The following is a 16,505-nucleotide window of genomic DNA, read 5'->3' on the forward strand; positions in this document are numbered from 1 at the left end:
GAGGGCATGAGCACGACCAGCAGTGGGGAGGTCAGGCCCGACCTGGCCGGGTTCCGGGCGAGGGCGGCCCGTCGGCGGGTGGTGCCGGTGACGCGGCGGCTGCTGGCCGACGCGGAGACGCCGGTCGGCGTGTATCGCAAGGTGGCCGGCGGGCCGGGGACCTTCCTGCTGGAGTCCGCCGAGCAGGGCGCCGGTGCGGCGGGCACGGCCTGGTCGCGCTATTCCTTCATCGGGGTGCGCAGCCTGGCGACGCTGACCGAGCGCGGCGGGCAGGCGCACTGGCTGGGCAGCCCGCCGGACGGCGTGCCGGTCAAGGGCGACCCGGTGAGCGTGCTCCGGGCCACCGTCGCCGCGCTGACCGGCCCCGACACCGACGACGACGGGCTGCCGCCGCTGACCGGGGGACTGGTCGGCTTCCTGTCGTACGACCTGGTGCGCCGGTTCGAGCGGCTGCCGCAACTGGCCGACGACGACCTGCACGTGCCGGAGCTGGGCCTGTTCCTCGCCACCGACCTGGTGGTGCTGGACCACTTCCTGGGCCAGGCGATCGTGGTCGCCAACGCGGTGCTGCCCGAGGACGCCGACGACGAGCAGATCGCGGCGGCGTACCACCACGCGATCGGCCGGCTCGACGCGATGACGACGGCGCTGTCCCGGCCCACCCCGCCGATGATCTCCACGGTGACCGCGGTGCGGCCCGCGGAGCTGGTCTCGCGTACCCCGTCCGGTGAGTTCGGCAAGGCGGTCGAGGTCGCCAAGGAAGCGATCCGGGCCGGCGACTGCTTCCAGATCGTGGTCTCGCAGCGCTTCGAGACGCGCACCGAGGCCGACCCGCTCGACGTCTACCGGGTGCTGCGGGCCACCAACCCCAGCCCGTACATGTACCTGCTGCGCTTCGACGGCTTCGACATCGTCGGCTCGTCGCCCGAGGCCCACGTGAAGATCGCCAAGGGCGACGACGGCGTACGCCGCGCGCTGCTGCACCCGATCGCGGGCACCCGGCCGCGGGGCGAGTCGCCGGAGGCGGACGCCGCGCTGGCCGCGGAGCTGATCGCGGACCCGAAGGAGCGCTCCGAGCACGTCATGCTCGTCGACCTGGGCCGCAACGACCTGGGCCGGGTGTCGCGCGCGGGCACCGTCGAGGTGCCGGAGTTCGCCACCGTCGAGCGCTACAGCCACGTCATGCACATCGTCTCGACCGTGGTCGGCGAGCTGCGCGAGGGCGTCTCGCCGCTGGACGCGCTGGCCGCCACGTTCCCGGCGGGCACGCTGTCGGGTGCGCCGAAGGTGCGCGCCATGGAGATCATCGAGGAGCTGGAACCGACCCGGCGCGGCCTGTACGGCGGCACGGTCGGCTACTTCGGCTTCGGCGGCGACCTGGACATGGCGATCGCGATCCGCACCGCGCTGCTGCGCGACGGTGTCGCGTACGTGCAGGCCGGGGCCGGGGTGGTGGCCGACTCGGATCCGGCCGCCGAGGAGCTGGAGACGCAGAACAAGGCGATGGCGGTGCTGGCCGCGATCGCCACCGCGCAGACCCTGCAGGCCGCCCGATGACCGCCCGCCCGGCTCACGAGGTGGACCCGCAGGCCGGCCCGGCCACCGGCGACGGCGCGGCACGCGCCCGCTCCCGGCGTACCCGCCTGATCGTGATCTTGGGGTTGGCGGTCCTGGCCGTGCTGTGGTTCGTGCCCGGCGGCACGGTCTCGTGGGTGCGCCCCGCGCTGCTCGCGCTCGCCGCGGGCGTGGTCGCGGTCTGGTACTGGCGGCGTTCGGGCGGCCACGCCCGTCGCGAGGCGCCCGCCGCGCCGCGCGCCGAGGACACCCGCGACCTGTGGGACGCGCTCGACCGGGGCGAGGACCTCACCGATGATCCGCGGGTCTGACCGGGCGCTGATCGTCCGGGTGGACACCGGCACCGCCGAGCTGATCCCCGACCCGGACCTGCCCGACGCCTGGCTGCTGCGGCTCAACGGCACCGCCCAGTCGCACGTCAACCTCAACGACCCGACGCTGATCGCGTTCGACTACATCCGCCGCTTCGCCGACGTCATCGACGCGGTCGCCCCACCCGGCCCGCTCGACGTGCTGCACCTCGGCGGCGGCGCGCTCACCCTGCCCCGCTGCCTCTCGGCGATGCGCCCCGGCAGCGGCCAGCGCGTCGTCGAACTGGACCGCGCCCTGGCCGACCTCGTCACCACCCGCCTTCCGCTGGACGACGACGACATCGAGCTGATCATCGCCGACGCCCGCGCCGCCCTGGAACAGGCCGAACCCGCCTCAGCGGACGTCATCGTCGCCGACATCTTCACCGGCAACGAGGTCCCCCCGCACGTCAGCACCGTCGAGTTCGCCGAAGCGGCCCACCGCGTCCTGCGCCCCGGCGGCTGGTACCTCGCCAACATCATGGACGTGGCCCCCCTCACCACCGCCCGCCGCCAGGCCGCCACCCTCCGCGAGGTCTTCCCCCAGGTGGCCGTCGTAGCCGACGCCGCCCTCCTGCGCGGCCGAGGCACCGGCAACCTCCTCATGGTCGCGGGCGACAACCCGGAAGGCATCCGCAACCTCACCCGCCGCATAGCCGCCGACCCCACCCGAGCCCGCGTCGAACACGGCCCGAAACTCGCCGACTTCATCCGCACCGCCCAGCCCAGACGCGACGAATGACACCCGGCCCGCGATCGGCCGAGCATTATGCACTAGCCCATCAGGTGAGGCACGCCATACCCCGTTCACCTTGCGCATGGGGGTAGTGCCTAGAGTCTGGCCATGGCATCCGACGAGCTGAGCAGCATGGAGCCTGGCGAGCCGGCCCCGAGCGCATCGATGCGAGACAGCGGCGGCAGCGTGCTCGACGAGATCATCGCGGGGGTCCGTGAGGACGTCGAGGCGCGCCAGAACCAGGTCTCCATGGACGAGATCAAGAAGCGTGCGGCTGCTGCCGCGCCACCCCTGGACGCGTACGCGGCGCTGCGCCGCTCCGGCGTCGGTGTGATCGCCGAGGTGAAGCGCTCGTCGCCGTCGAAGGGCGCGCTTGCGGAGATCCCGGACCCGGCCGAGCTGGCCGCGGAGTACGAGGCGGGCGGCGCCCGCGCGGTCAGTGTGCTGACCGAGGGCCGCTGGTTCGGCGGCTCGCTGGACGACCTGGCCGCGGTCCGGGCCCGGATCGGCATCCCGGTGCTGCGCAAGGACTTCGTCTGCTCGGCGTACCAGGTGCACGAGGCGCGGGCGTACGGCGCGGACCTGGTGCTGCTGATCGTGGCGGCGCTGGAGCAGAAGGTGCTGACGGGCCTGCTGGACCGCATCGAGTCGCTGGGCATGACCCCGCTGGTCGAGGTGCACACCGAGGAGGAGGCGGACCGGGCCCTGGAGGCCGGCGCCCGCGTCATCGGTGTGAACGCCCGCAACCTGCGCACACTTGAGGTGGACCGCACGGTGTTCGAGCGGATCGCGCCCGGCCTGCCGAACAGCGTCCTCAAGATCGCCGAGTCGGGGGTGCGGGGTCCACTGGACCTGATCAAGTACGCCTCGGCGGGCGCGGACGCGGTGCTCGTCGGTGAGGGCCTGGTGACCCAGAAGAGCCCGCGCGACGCGGTCGCCGAACTCGTCAACGCCGGCAACCACCCCGCAACGCCGCGGCCGACCCGCTGACGCTTCGCTGGACCGCCCCGAGCCTTCGGGGCGGCGTACGCCGAAGGAGGGGCACATGCTGCCCGACGACAGGGGCCACTTCGGCCCGTACGGCGGCCGGTTCGTCCCGGAGGCGCTGATCGCGGCGCTGGACGAGCTGGACGCGCACTACCGCAAGGCGATGGCGGACCCCGAGTTCACCGGCGAATTCGAGCGGATGCTGCGCGAGTACGCGGGCACCCCGTCGCTGCTGTACGACGCCACGCACCTGTCGGCCCACGTCGGCGACGTGCGCATCCTGCTCAAGCGCGAGGACCTCAACCACACGGGCGCGCACAAGGTGCGCAACGTGCTCGGCCAGGCCCTGCTGACCAAGCGCATGGGCAAGGGCCGGGTCATCGCCGAGACCGGCGCGGGTCAGCACGGCGTGGCCAGCGCCACCGCCGCGGCGTACCTGGACCTCGAGTGCGTGGTCTACATGGGCGAGGTCGACACCAAGCGGCAGGCCCTGAACGTGGCCCGGATGAAGATGCTCGGGGCGACGGTCATCCCGGTGACGACCGGCTCGCGCACCCTGAAGGACGCCATCAACGAGGCGCTGCGCGACTGGGTCACCAACGTCGACGACACCCACTACCTGCTGGGCACCGCGGCCGGGCCGCACCCGTTCCCGGCGATGGTGCGCGACTTCGTGCGCGGCATCGGCGTCGAGGCGCGGGCGCAGTGCCTGGCGCTGACCGGGGCGCTGCCCGACGCGGTCGCGGCCTGTGTCGGTGGCGGCTCGAACGCGATCGGCATGTTCCACGCGTTCGTGCCCGACGAGTCGGTGCGGCTGTACGGCTTCGAGGCGGGCGGCGACGGCATCGAGACCGGCCGGCACGCGGCGAGCATCACCGGCGGCAGCCACGGCGTGCTGCACGGCTCGCGCTCGTACCTGCTGCAGGACGAGGACGGGCAGACCATCGAGTCGCACTCGATCTCGGCGGGGCTGGACTACCCGTCGGTCGGCCCGGAGCACGCCTGGCTGCACGACCAGGGCCGGGCCCGCTACCAGCCGGTCACCGACGCCGAGGCGATGGACGCGTTCGCGCTGCTGTGCCGCACCGAGGGCATCATCCCGGCGATCGAGAGCGCGCACGCGCTGGCCGGCATGCTGCGCGAGATCCCGGCGCTGCGCGCGGAGCTGGGCCACGAGCCGACGGTCATCGTGAACCTGTCCGGCCGCGGCGACAAGGACATGCACACCGCGGGCGAGTACTTCGGCCTGTTCGACAGCGGGGAAGTGATCGGATGACGGTGAGCGTCGCTTTCGAGAAGGCGCGGGCCGAGGGGCGGGCCGCCCTGGTCGGCTACTTGCCCGCCGGGTTCCCGTCGGTGGCCGAGGGCATCGCCGCGGTCAAGGCCATGATCGAGTCCGGGGTCGACCTGGTGGAGATCGGCCTGCCGTACTCCGACCCGGTCATGGACGGCCCGGTCATCCAGCGGGCCACCGAGCAGGCGCTGGCCGGGGGCGTGCGCACCCGTGACGTGCTGCACACCGTCGAGGCCGTCTCCGGCGCGGGCGTGCCCGTGCTGATCATGAGTTACTGGAACCCGATCGAGAAGTACGGTGTCGACGCGTTCGCCCGGGACCTGGCCGCGGCCGGCGGCTCCGGCCTGATCACCCCGGACCTGATCCCCGATGAGGCCGAGGAGTGGTTGGCCGCCTCGGACGCGTACCAGCTCGACCGGATCTTCCTGGTCTCGCCGTCGTCGACGGATGAGCGCATCGCGATGACGGTGGCGCACTGCCGCGGCTTCGTGTACGCCACCGCGGTCATGGGTGTCACTGGTGCCCGCGACAGCACCTCCAGCGCCGCGCCGACCCTGGTCTCCCGGGTCAAGGCCGCCGCGGGCAACCTGCCCGTCGGCGTAGGCCTCGGCGTGCGCAGCGGCGCCCAGGCCGCCGAGGTCGGGGCGTACGCCGATGGAGTCATCGTGGGAAGCGCCCTGGTCAGTGCACTGGCCGACGGCGGCCTCCCTGCCCTGCGCACCCTCACTCAGGACCTCCGCTCGGGCCTCACCGCCTGACCCCCTTTTTCTTGGGTTGATCATGAACTTATGGCACGGTTCGACGGCGTGTCGCCGCCCTAACTTCATGATCAACTCGAGCGGGTGGGGCGTGACGGCGCGCGGGGACGGACACGGCGGATTCCGGTAGCTGCCAGGATGACCTGGCGGCTACCGGAAGAGTCGCGTTGTCCCGTTCTGTCCGGCATCTCTCCGCGAATCACCAGCGGATGAATCCCGCCACAGCACCGGCACTGCGGGTGGCGGAGCTGTGCGACCTGCGATACAGCCGGGCCTGCCTGCGTGCTGCCCACAGGCAGGGTCGTCGGCCGCGGCCGCAGCGCCTGCGGCACCGGGTGGAGGTCCACCGCTGGGCGCGCCGGCGGCCCGGTGACGCCGACGCCGGCCGCTTCGCCCGCGAGGCCGAGCGCAGAGCCCGCCGGCGCCTGCACCGCGCCCTCCGTGCGGCCGTACGCGACCCGCACGCCCCCGGCCTCGACATCCCGCCGTACCACCACCGCCACGGCGCCCACTGGCTCGTCTGACCGGAATCCGTCAGATCGATCATGAAGTTAGGGCGGCGACACGCCGTCGAACCGCGCCATAAGTTCATGATCAGCCAAAATGAGGGGACCGGCGGGGGTGTGGAGTTGGGGGGTGGGGGCGGTAGGGTTCTGGCTCGTGAACCTCGCCTCCATCCCGTCCCCGTCCACGGCGGTCTGGCAACTCGGACCCGTGCCGCTGCGGGCGTACGCGCTGTGCATCATCGCGGGCATCGTGCTCGCCTGCATCGTCACCGACCGGCGGATGCGCAGCCGGGGCGCCCCGCCGTGGGCCGTGCTCGACATCGCCGTGTGGGCGGTGCCGTTCGGCATCGTCGGCGCCCGCATCTACCACGTGCTCAGCTCGCCCGACGCGTACTTCGGTGAGGGCGGCGACCTGGTCAAGGCGCTCTACATCTGGGAGGGCGGCCTCGGCATCTGGGGCGGCGTCGCGGGTGGCGCGCTCGGCGCCTGGCTGGCCTGCCGCCAGCTCGGCATGTCGTTCAGCTTCGTGGCCGACACCATCGCCGTCGGCCTGCCGCTGGCGCAGGCCGTTGGCCGGCTCGGCAACTGGTTCAACAACGAGCTGTACGGCGGCAAGACCGACCTGCCGTGGGGCCTGCAGGTGCACGTCATGTCCGACACCCAGCCGGGGCAGGCCATGCTCGGCCCGGACGGCGAGCCCGAGCTGCGTGAGGGCCTCTACCACCCGACGTTCCTGTACGAGCTGCTGTGGAACCTCGGCGTGGCCGGTGTCGTGTACGCCCTCGACAAGCGGTTCAAGTTCGGCCGCGGTCGCGCGTTCGCGCTGTACGTGATGCTGTACACCCTGGGCCGCGGTTGGATCGAGGCGATGCGCACCGACACCGCCACCATCATCGGCGGCATGCGCCTCAACGTCTGGACCTCGATCATCGTGTTCCTGGCCGCGGCGGCGTTCTTCTTCCTCCGCCAGGGCCCGCAGGAGTTCCTGATCCCGAACGTCGACGCCGACGGCGAGCCCGTCAAGGGCTTCACCACCGTCACCGAGGCGCAGTACCAGGCCTTCCTGGCCGACGGCACCCGCCCCGAGGCCGCCGCCCCGGGCGATGGCGAGGACGGCGACAGCGCGCCGAAGGCCGTGACGGACGAGTTCGACGACCCCTCCGACGAGGGTTCCGACCTGTCCGCGCAGAAGACCTCCTCGACGAAGGACTGAGCGATGCGCAGCGCGGTGGTGGTCGGTGCGGGCGTCGGCGGCCTCGCCACGGCGGGGGCGCTCGCGCGCACCGGCTGGCGGGTCACCCTGCTGGAGCGGGCGGACCGGCTACGCGCCGACCCCGCCGCGCTGCTGCTGTGGCCCAACGCCGTCGCCGCGTTGCGCTCCCTCGGGCTCGGCGGCGGCCTGGCCGCCATCGCGACCCCCGTCCCGTCCGGCGGGCTGCGCCGGGCCGACGGGCAGTACCTCGCCCAGCCGACGCCCGGCACCGCGCAGGCTGTGGTCGTACACGCCGAGGACCTGCACGACACGTTCATCGCCGGGCTCGGCGACCAGATCGAGATCCGCACCGGCATCACCGTGCGCAGCATGCACGCCCGCCCCGGGGACCGGCCCGCGGTCGGCGACGGCCGGCACACGTGGGAGGCCGACGTCATCGTCGCCGCCGACGGGGCCGACAGCACGCTGCGGGCCCGGCTCGCGCCGCAGTCGATCGCGGTCAGCTCCGGCTACGCCGCCTGGCGCGCGGTCATCCCCTGGTATCGCGCCCCGAAGCTGCCCGACGACCTGGTGCTGGCCGGGGAGACGCTGGGCGGCGGCTACCGCTTCCTGGCCGCCTCGCTCGGCGACCGGGGCAGCTCCGGCGCGTCCAGCCGGGGCGGCATCTACTGGACCGCCACCGTCGCCGGGGCGGCCCGCCCCGAGTCGAAGGCCACCCAGCTGACGCTGCTCAAGCGCTGGTTCGCCGGCTGGCACGCCCCGATCGCGGACCTGCTGGCCGCGACCGAGCCCGACGACCTGGTGCAGCAGGACGGCCGCCAGCTGCGCCCGCTGCCCAACGAGCTGGCCTTCCCGGTCGGCACCGGCGGCTTCGCGCTGGTCGGCGACGCCGCCCACGCCATGCCGCACCACCTCGCCCAGGGCGCCGGGCTGGCCCTGGAGGACGCGGCCACGCTGCGTGCCCTGCTGCACCCGGCGATCCCCGGGCCGGGCTGCAACGCCGCGCTCGCCGCGTACTCCGCCGCCCGCCGCTCGCGCGCGGCCCAGGTGGTCCGCCAGACCCAGCGCGTCGGCGCGGTGCTCGCCCCGCGCGGCAACCTGGTCACCCGCGCCCGCGACCGCGCCTTCGGCACCCTCGCCCCCCGCGTCCTCGACCGCGCCGCCTCGGTCGCCGCCGACTGGCAACCCCCCACCACCTGACCAACCCCGCACCCCGCCCCCGCCGCAGCGCTTCACCGCGTTGATCATGAACTTATGGCACGGCTCAGCGGCGTGTCATGCCCACAACATCATGATCACCTAGCCGGGCGTCAGTGGGCTGGCATCGATCATGAAGTTGGGCCCGCGACACGCCGTCGAACCGTGCCATAAGTTCATGATCAACGCGTGGGAAGCCTGGCCGGCCGGGGCGACGGTGGGCGGGTTGCGGTCAGAGTTCGGGGCCCTGCATGTCCTTGCGGAGCGCGGTGGCCTTCTCGGTGAGTTTGTCGGCGGCTTCCTTGGCCGTCGGTTTGACGTCGGAGGGCTTCTCGCCGGGGTACTTGGCCTGGACCATGGTGTCGCCGCGGTCCTTGGACAGGGCGGCGGTCCGGGCGGCGCGCTGCTCGGCGGCGCGGGTCTTGAGGTGCTCGGAGACGCGGGTGCCCTCTTCCTCGACCTTGTTCAGGGCGCGTTCCCAGCGTTCCCGCATGGGGGCGATCAGGCCGCCGCCGACGCCGACGATGAGGATGCCCGCGATGGTGGCGAGGACGGCGACCAGCACCGGCATGGTGATGGTGGTGGCGACGCCGATCTGGTTGAGCGCGGCGATCACGCCGAACGCGATGATCGCGACCTGCGCTATGCGGCCGACGGCGCGGCCGTACGAGAAGTGCGACAGCGCGTTGGTGATCACGTCGAACACGGCGTTGGCGATGGCCACGGCGACCACCAGGATCACGCAGGCCACGATCAGCCTCGGCAGCCAGGCGATCACGTCGTCGATCAGGTTGCTGATCGGGTTGGGCCCGAACACGCTGAACGCGAGCTGGAACGTGAACAGCAGCAGCGCGTAGTAGACGAGTTTGCCGACCAGGCCGCTGGGCGTGTACCTGCCGGTCCACCGGTCCATGCCCGTGCGCTGCGCGAGGTGGTTGAACCTGGCCCGGGCCAGGCCCTTGTCGACCAGGCTGCCGATCGCCTTGGCGATGATCCAGCCGACGACCAGGATGGCGGCGCAGGCGAGCACCTTGAGGGCGATGTACGCCAGCGCGCTGAGCAGGACCTGCACGGTCGGATTCACGGTCGTCCACCTTCCGCCGGAGCGGAGCCGGCGCCGCCTGTCGCCGTGGCCGGCGGCGGGCGAGGGCCGTGCCCCGCGTGAGCGGCCCGCGGCAGCGGACCTTCAGCCGCAGACTAAGGCCGTCAACTGCGGATATCGGCTGAATATCGAAAATGCCGCCGCACCGCACGATCGCAGAGCCGTGCCGCGCGGGCGGGGCCGTGCCGGTTCGCGCCGCACGGGTGTCGCCCGGATCCGGCGGCGACAAGCATCGCCGATGAAGGTGTGTACGGGCGTCGATGTGTCGGCGGCGCGGGCGCGGTGCGCGGCGACGATCCCGAGACGCGCCGTTAACCTCCGCGACGCGCCCGACATGCGCGGGAAACGCGCATGCCACGGGCCTGATCTCACCCTCGGGCAGGTGTCCCGCCGACTCGCGGCTACTTACTAACTGGGAAGTAGCTTCCCATCATTTGGACGTGTGATCAATCTGTGTCTGGTGGACACCCAGGGCGTTTAACGTAGACTCAACACTCACAGACTCGTCCCCATGCTCGTGCGACCGCGCGAGGGAGTCCGTGTACCGCTGAACCTGCGGGTTCATTCAAGGGCCGACGTCGTCCCGCTCGGATAGGCACCGCTAACGAACCCGGCATAGCCCCCGCGCCATCGCTGTCGCGGCATCCAGGCATCCCACCCCGTTCGTGGCCGATACCGAAGTTCATTCCCCGTGACGACAGGAGGCCCGGTGGCATCGCCGTACCCGCACCCCCTGCAGCCTGGTAGTACGGCCGCTACGGCCGCGACGCAGCCTGGTATGACCACCGCGCCCGGCGCGGTCGGTCTCTACGACCCGGCCTTCGAGCACGACTCCTGCGGCGTGGCCTTCGTCGCCGACGTGCACGGCCGCCGCAGCCATAACGTGGTGGCCCGCGGCCTGTCCGCGCTGTGCCGCCTGGACCACCGCGGCGCGCGCGGCGCCGAGACCACCACCGGCGACGGCGCGGGCATCCTGATCCAGGTCCCGGACGCCTTCCTGCGCGAGGCGGTCGACTTCCCGCTGCCGCCCGCCGGCCAGTACGTGACGGGCCTGGTCTTCCTGCCGGTCAACGGCGCCGACGAGGCCCGCGCGCTGACCGTGCTGGAGAAGTACGCCCTGGTGGAGGGCGCGCAGATCCTCGGCTGGCGCGACGTGCCGGTGGACGCCGAAGGGCTGGGCGCGACCGCCGACGCCGCGCGCCCGCGCATCCGGCAGGTGTTCCTGAGCGCGCACAGCATCTCCGGCCCCCGCTACGGCGAGCCGCTCGGCGGCCTGGAGCTGGAGCGCGTGGCCTACTGCGTGCGCAAGCAGACCGAGCGGGAGAGCCGCGAGCGCGGCGTGCCGCTGTACTTCCCGTCGCTGTCCGGCCGGACGATCACCTACAAGGGCATGCTCACGCCCGACCAGCTGGCGTCGTTCTTCCCGGACCTGTCCGACGAGCGCGTGGTCAGCGCGATCGCGCTGGTGCACTCGCGGTTCTCCACGAACACGTTCCCGAGCTGGCCGCTGGCCCACCCGTACCGCTTCATCGCGCACAACGGCGAGATCAACACGATCCGGGGCAACAAGAACTGGATGCAGGCCCGCGAGGCGCTGCTGGCCAGCCCGCTGCTGCCGGGCAACCTGCGCCGGCTGTTCCCGATCTGCACGCCGGAGGCGTCGGACTCGGCGAACTTCGACGAGGTGCTGGAGCTGCTGCACCTGGCCGGGCGCAGCCTGCCGCACGCGGTGCTGATGATGATCCCCGAGGCGTGGGAGAACGACCCGGTGATGGACCCCGCGAAGCGGGCGTTCTACCAGTTCCACGCCAGCCTGATGGAGCCGTGGGACGGCCCGGCCAGCGTCGCCTTCACCGACGGCACGGTCGTCGGCGCGGTCCTCGACCGCAACGGCCTGCGCCCGGGGCGCTGGTGGCGCACCGAGGACGGACTGGTCGTGCTGGGCAGCGAGGCGGGCATGCTCGACCTCGACCCGGCGACCGTGGTGGCCAAGGGCCGCCTGGAGCCGGGCCGGATGTTCCTGGTCGACACCGAGCGAGGCCGGGTCGTCTCCGACGAGGAGATCAAGGGCGAACTCGCGGCCGAGCAGCCGTACGCCGACTGGCTGCACGGCGGGCTGATGCACCTGGAGGGGCTGCCCGAGCGCGAGCACATCGTCTACACCCACGACTCGGTGCAGCGCCGCCAGCAGACCTTCGGCTACTCCGAGGAGGAGCTGAAGATCCTGCTCGCGCCGATGGCGCGGGCCGGGGCGGAGCCGCTGGGCTCGATGGGCACCGACACGCCGATCTCGCCGCTGTCGAGCCGGCCGCGGCTGCTCTACGACTACTTCCATCAGATCTTCGCGCAGGTCACCAACCCGCCGCTGGACGCGATCCGGGAGGAGATGGTCACCAGCCTGGCGTCGACCATCGGCCCGGAGAGCAACCTGCTGGACCCGGGCCCGACCAGCTGCCGGCAGATCGTGCTGCCGCATCCGGTGATCGACAACGACGAGTTGGCCAAGATCCTGTCGATCGACGAGGACGGCGACCTGCCCGGCTTCAAGGCGGTGCGGGTCTCCGGCCTGTACCCGCTGCGCGACGGCGCGACCGGCCTGCGGGCCCGGCTGACCGAGATCCGCCGGCACGTGTCCGAGGCGATCGAGGACGGCGTGCGCATCCTGGTGCTGTCGGACCGGGACTCCACCGCCGACCTGGCCCCGATCCCGTCCCTGCTGCTGACCGCGGCGGTGCACCAGCACCTGGTGCGGGAGCAGACGCGCACCCAGGTGGCGCTGGTCGTCGAGTCCGGCGACTGCCGCGAGGTGCACCACGCCGCGGTGCTGGTCGGCTTCGGCGCGGCCGCGGTCAACCCGTACCTGGCCTTCGAGAGCGTCGAGGACCTGATCACCACCGGCATCCTGCCGAACATCACGCCCGAGAAGGCCGTGCGCAACGTCGTCAAGGCGCTGGGCAAGGGCATCCAGAAGATCATGTCGAAGATGGGCATCTCGACCGTGTCGTCGTACTGCGGCGCGCAGGTGTTCGAGGCGGTCGGCCTGTCGTCCGAGCTGGTGGAGCGCTACTTCACCGGCACGCCCAGCCGCATCCAGGGCATCGGCCTGGCCGAGATCCACGCCGAGGTCGCGGCGCGGCACGCGGTGGCGTACCCGACGAACCCGGCGGAGCAGTCGCACCGGCGGCTGGAGGTCGGCGGCGAGTACCAGTGGCGCCGCGAGGGCGAGGTGCACCTGTTCAACCCGGAGACGGTGTTCCTGCTCCAGCACGCCACCCGCTCCGGCCAGTACGACGTGTTCCAGCGCTACACCGAGAAGGTCGACGGCCTGGCGGCCGCGGCCGGCTCGCTGCGCGGGCTGTTCCGGTTCAAGGACGCGACCCCGATCCCGATCGAGGAGGTCGAGCCCGCGACGGAGATCGTCAAGCGGTTCGCCACCGGCGCGATGTCGTACGGCTCCATCTCGGCCGAGGCGCACGAGACCCTGGCCATCGCCATGAACCGGATCGGCGGCAAGTCGAACACCGGTGAGGGCGGCGAGGACGTCGAGCGCCTGTACGACCCGGCCCGCCGCTCGGCGGTCAAGCAGGTGGCCTCCGGCCGCTTCGGCGTGACCACGGAGTACCTGGTCCACGCCGACGACATCCAGATCAAGATGGCGCAGGGCGCGAAGCCCGGCGAGGGCGGACAGCTGCCCGGCAACAAGGTGTGGCCGTGGATCGCCAAGACCCGGCACGCCACGCCGGGCGTCGGCCTGATCTCGCCGCCGCCGCACCACGACATCTACTCGATCGAGGACCTGGCGCAGCTGGTGTTCGACGTCAAGTGCGTCAACCCCGGCGCGCGGGTGCACGTCAAGCTGGTCAGCGAGGTCGGCGTCGGCACCGTCGCGGCGGGTGTCGCGAAACTGAAGGCCGACGTCATCCTGATCTCCGGCCACGACGGCGGCACCGGCGCGTCCCCGCTGAACTCGCTCAAGCACGCGGGCACCCCGTGGGAGCTGGGCCTGGCCGAGACGCAGCAGACGCTGCTGCTCAACGGGCTGCGCGACCGGGTCACCGTGCAGGTCGACGGCCAGCTCAAGACCGGCCGCGACGTGATCGTGGCGGCGCTGCTGGGCGCGGAGGAGTTCGGCTTCGCCACCGCCCCGCTGATCGTCGAGGGCTGCATCATGATGCGGGTCTGCCACCTGGACACCTGCCCGGTCGGCATCGCCACGCAGAACCCGGTGCTGCGCGAGCGCTTCACCGGCAAGCCCGAGTTCGTGGAGAACTTCTTCTGGTTCCTCGCCGAGCAGGTGCGCGAGCAGCTGGCGGCGCTGGGCCTGCGCAGCATCGACGAGGCCGTGGGCCGCGCCGACCTGCTCGACCTGGCCCCGGCGACCGAGCACTGGAAGGCGCACGGGCTGGACCTGTCGCCGGTGCTGACCGTGCCGTCCTCGCCGTACGGCGACGCGCCCCGCAAGGTGCGCGACCAGGACCACGGCCTGGAGCACTCGCTGGACAACACGCTGCTGCGGCACGCCGAACCGGCGCTGCTCAACGGCGCGCGGGTGCGCTTCGATGTGCCGGTGCGCAACGAGCACCGCAGTGTCGGCGCGATGCTGGGCGGTGAGGTCGTGCGGCGCGCGGGAGGGGCGGGCCTGCCCGACGGCACCATCGACGTGACCCTGCACGGCACGGCCGGGCAGTCGTTCGGCGCGTTCGTGCCGCGCGGTGTCACGTTGCGGCTGCTCGGCGACGCCAACGACTACGCGGGCAAGGGCCTGTCCGGCGGGCGGCTGATCGTGCGCCCGGACGCGCGCAGCCAGTTCGCCGCCGAGGAGCACATCATCGCCGGCAACACCCTGCTGTACGGCGCGACCGCGGGCGAGGTGTACCTGCGCGGCCGGGTCGGCCAGCGGTTCGCGGTGCGCAACTCCGGCGCGACCGCGGTCGTCGAGGGCGTGGGCGACCACGGTTGCGAGTACATGACCGGCGGCACCGTGGTGGTGCTCGGCCCGACCGGGCGCAACTTCGCCGCGGGCATGTCCGGCGGCGCGGCGTTCGTGCTCGACCTGGACCCGCTCCTGGTCAACCGGGAGCTGGTCGACCTCGGCCCGGTCGGCGACGTGGAGGCCGAGGGCCTGCTGGAGATCGTCGAGCGGCACTTCCAGGAGACGGGGTCGGCGGTGGCGGAGAAGCTGCTGGCCGACTGGGCGGGCAGCGTGGAACGCTTCACCGCCGTGATCCCGCGCGACTACAAGCGCGTGATCGAAGCCATGCGGGCCGCCGAGGCTGCCGGCCGCGACATCGACGCCGCGGTCATGGAGGTGGCACGTGCCTGACCCGAACGGTTTCCTGCGCTACGGCCGGCGGATGCCGGCCCGCCGGCCGGTGCCGGTGCGCATCATGGACTGGCGCGAGGTGTACCCCTCCGCCGACGACGAGCTGATCCGCGAGCAGGCGGGCCGCTGCATGGACTGCGGCATCCCGTTCTGCCACGAGGGCTGCCCGCTCGGGAACCGGATTCCCGACTGGAACGACCTCGTGCGCACCGGCAACTGGAACGCCGCGATCCAGTCGCTGCACAGCACGAACAACTTCCCGGAGTTCACCGGGCGGCTGTGCCCGGCGCCCTGCGAGGCGTCGTGCGTGCTGGCCATCGGCGACGACGCGGTCACGATCAAGCAGGTCGAAGTCGAGATCATCAACCGGGCGTACGAGAACGGCCGGGTCCGCCCGCAGCCGGCCGCCACCCCGTCCGGCAAGACGGTGGCCGTGGTCGGCTCCGGCCCGGCCGGCCTGGCCGCGGCGCAGCAGCTGGCCCGCGCCGGTCACACGGTGACGGTGTACGAACGCGACGACGCCATCGGCGGCCTGCTGCGCTACGGCATCCCGGACTTCAAGCTGGAGAAGCAGCACATCGACGCGCGCGTCGAGCAGCTGCTGGCCGAGGGTGTGCGGTTCCGCACCGGGGTGAACGTCGGCGTGGACGTGTCCGCGGCGCAGCTGCGTGCCGAGCACGACGCGGTGCTGCTGGCGACCGGCGCGCTGGCCGGCCGGGAGACCGACACCCCGGGCCGGGAGCTGGCCGGCATCCACCAGGCGATGGCGCACCTGAGCCAGTCCAACGTGGCCGTGGCGGGCGGACCGCAGCCGGAGATCACCGCCGCGGGCAAGCACGTGATCATCATCGGCGGCGGCGACACCGGCGCGGACTGCCTGGGTGTGGCCCACCGGCAGGGCGCGGCGTCGGTGACCCAGCTCGACCGGTACCCGCAGCCTCCGGACGCCCGCGACGAGCAGCGCGACCCGTGGCCGACCTGGCCGTGGATCCTGCGCAACTACGCCGCGCACGAGGAGGGCGGCGACCGGGTGTTCTCCGTCGCCGTGCAGCGTTTCGTCGGCGACGAGCAGGGCCGCGTCCGCGCGATCGTGCTGGTCGACGTGCTCGTGGAGCGGGTGAACGGGCGCGGTGTGGTCACCGAGGTGGCCGGCACCGAGCGGGAGATCCCGGCCGACCTGGTGCTGCTGGCCATCGGCTTCGAGGGCACCGACGCCACCGGGGCGCTGGAGCAGCTCGGCCTGGCCCGCAGCCCCCGGGGCACCGTCGAGTGCGGCCCGGACTGGCAGACCCCCGCCGACGGCGTCTTCGTCGCCGGCGACGCCCACAAGGGCGCGTCCCTGATCGTCTGGGCGATCGCCGAGGGCCGCAGCGCCGCCGCCGCCATCCACCGCTACCTCGGCGGCGAGGGCAGCCTCCCGGCTCCGGTGGCCCCGTCCTCCCGCCCCCTCATCCCCGCCTGACC

At 72.6% G+C, this 16,505-nt stretch carries 12 protein-coding genes; 11 read left to right on the top strand and 1 reads right to left on the bottom strand.

The window, feature by feature from the left end; translation table 11 throughout:
• The first annotated feature begins 6 nt into the window (after positions 1 to 6).
• The 9 genes from Cco03nite_RS30525 (at position 7) to Cco03nite_RS30565 (ending at position 8,619) form a co-directional block, all read left to right on the top strand.
• Entirely contained in the window at positions 7 to 1,557 is a 1,551-nt protein-coding gene (locus tag Cco03nite_RS30525) for an anthranilate synthase component I (protein WP_203696478.1), read from the top strand.
• A complete protein-coding gene (locus Cco03nite_RS30530; RefSeq protein WP_203696401.1) occupies positions 1,554 to 1,886 on the top strand; it encodes a Trp biosynthesis-associated membrane protein in 333 nt (110 codons plus the stop codon). The genes Cco03nite_RS30525 and Cco03nite_RS30530 overlap by 4 nt, the downstream gene beginning before the upstream one ends.
• Positions 1,870 to 2,667, top strand: coding sequence for a spermidine synthase (locus Cco03nite_RS30535; protein WP_203696403.1), 798 nt, complete (start codon positions 1,870 to 1,872; stop codon positions 2,665 to 2,667). Before Cco03nite_RS30530 ends, Cco03nite_RS30535 begins: the two co-directional genes overlap by 17 nt.
• A gap of 126 nt (positions 2,668 to 2,793) precedes the next feature.
• On the top strand, positions 2,794 to 3,651 hold the full coding sequence (gene trpC, locus Cco03nite_RS30540) for an indole-3-glycerol phosphate synthase TrpC (RefSeq protein WP_203696480.1): 858 nt from the start codon (positions 2,794 to 2,796) through the stop codon (positions 3,649 to 3,651).
• Positions 3,652 to 3,706: 55 nt separating this feature from the next.
• Complete coding sequence (trpB, locus tag Cco03nite_RS30545; protein ID WP_203696405.1) at positions 3,707 to 4,924, top strand: tryptophan synthase subunit beta; 1,218 nt, start codon at positions 3,707 to 3,709, stop codon at positions 4,922 to 4,924.
• Positions 4,921 to 5,700 (top strand): tryptophan synthase subunit alpha, encoded by a 780-nt coding sequence (gene trpA / locus Cco03nite_RS30550; RefSeq protein ID WP_203696407.1) that lies wholly within the window; start codon positions 4,921 to 4,923, stop codon positions 5,698 to 5,700. The genes trpB and trpA overlap by 4 nt, the downstream gene beginning before the upstream one ends.
• 209 nt (positions 5,701 to 5,909) lie before the next feature.
• Positions 5,910 to 6,224 (top strand): hypothetical protein, encoded by a 315-nt coding sequence (locus tag Cco03nite_RS30555; protein ID WP_203696409.1) that lies wholly within the window; start codon positions 5,910 to 5,912, stop codon positions 6,222 to 6,224.
• A gap of 79 nt (positions 6,225 to 6,303) precedes the next feature.
• On the top strand, positions 6,304 to 7,419 hold the full coding sequence (gene lgt, locus Cco03nite_RS30560; protein WP_203696411.1) for a prolipoprotein diacylglyceryl transferase: 1,116 nt from the start codon (positions 6,304 to 6,306) through the stop codon (positions 7,417 to 7,419).
• Positions 7,420 to 7,422: 3 nt separating this feature from the next.
• A complete protein-coding gene (locus tag Cco03nite_RS30565; protein ID WP_203696414.1) occupies positions 7,423 to 8,619 on the top strand; it encodes an FAD-dependent oxidoreductase in 1,197 nt (398 codons plus the stop codon).
• 229 nt (positions 8,620 to 8,848) lie between these two features.
• On the opposite strand, the gene Cco03nite_RS30570 is transcribed toward Cco03nite_RS30565, so the two are convergent.
• A complete protein-coding gene (locus Cco03nite_RS30570) occupies positions 8,849 to 9,700 on the bottom strand; it encodes a mechanosensitive ion channel family protein (RefSeq protein WP_203696416.1) in 852 nt (283 codons plus the stop codon).
• A 727-nt stretch (positions 9,701 to 10,427) separates the two neighbouring features.
• Between Cco03nite_RS30570 and gltB the strand changes: the two genes are divergently transcribed.
• On the top strand, positions 10,428 to 15,041 hold the full coding sequence (gltB, locus tag Cco03nite_RS30575) for a glutamate synthase large subunit (RefSeq protein WP_373314365.1): 4,614 nt from the start codon (positions 10,428 to 10,430) through the stop codon (positions 15,039 to 15,041).
• The gene (locus tag Cco03nite_RS30580; RefSeq protein ID WP_203696420.1) at positions 15,034 to 16,503 is read left to right on the top strand and encodes a glutamate synthase subunit beta; all 1,470 of its coding nucleotides are present in this window, start codon (positions 15,034 to 15,036) and stop codon (positions 16,501 to 16,503) included. Before gltB ends, Cco03nite_RS30580 begins: the two co-directional genes overlap by 8 nt.
• The last annotated feature ends 2 nt before the right edge of the window (positions 16,504 to 16,505 follow it).

The sequence above is a fragment of the Catellatospora coxensis genome (assembly GCF_016862635.1).
GTDB classification, from domain to species: Bacteria; Actinomycetota; Actinomycetes; order Mycobacteriales; family Micromonosporaceae; genus Catellatospora; species Catellatospora coxensis.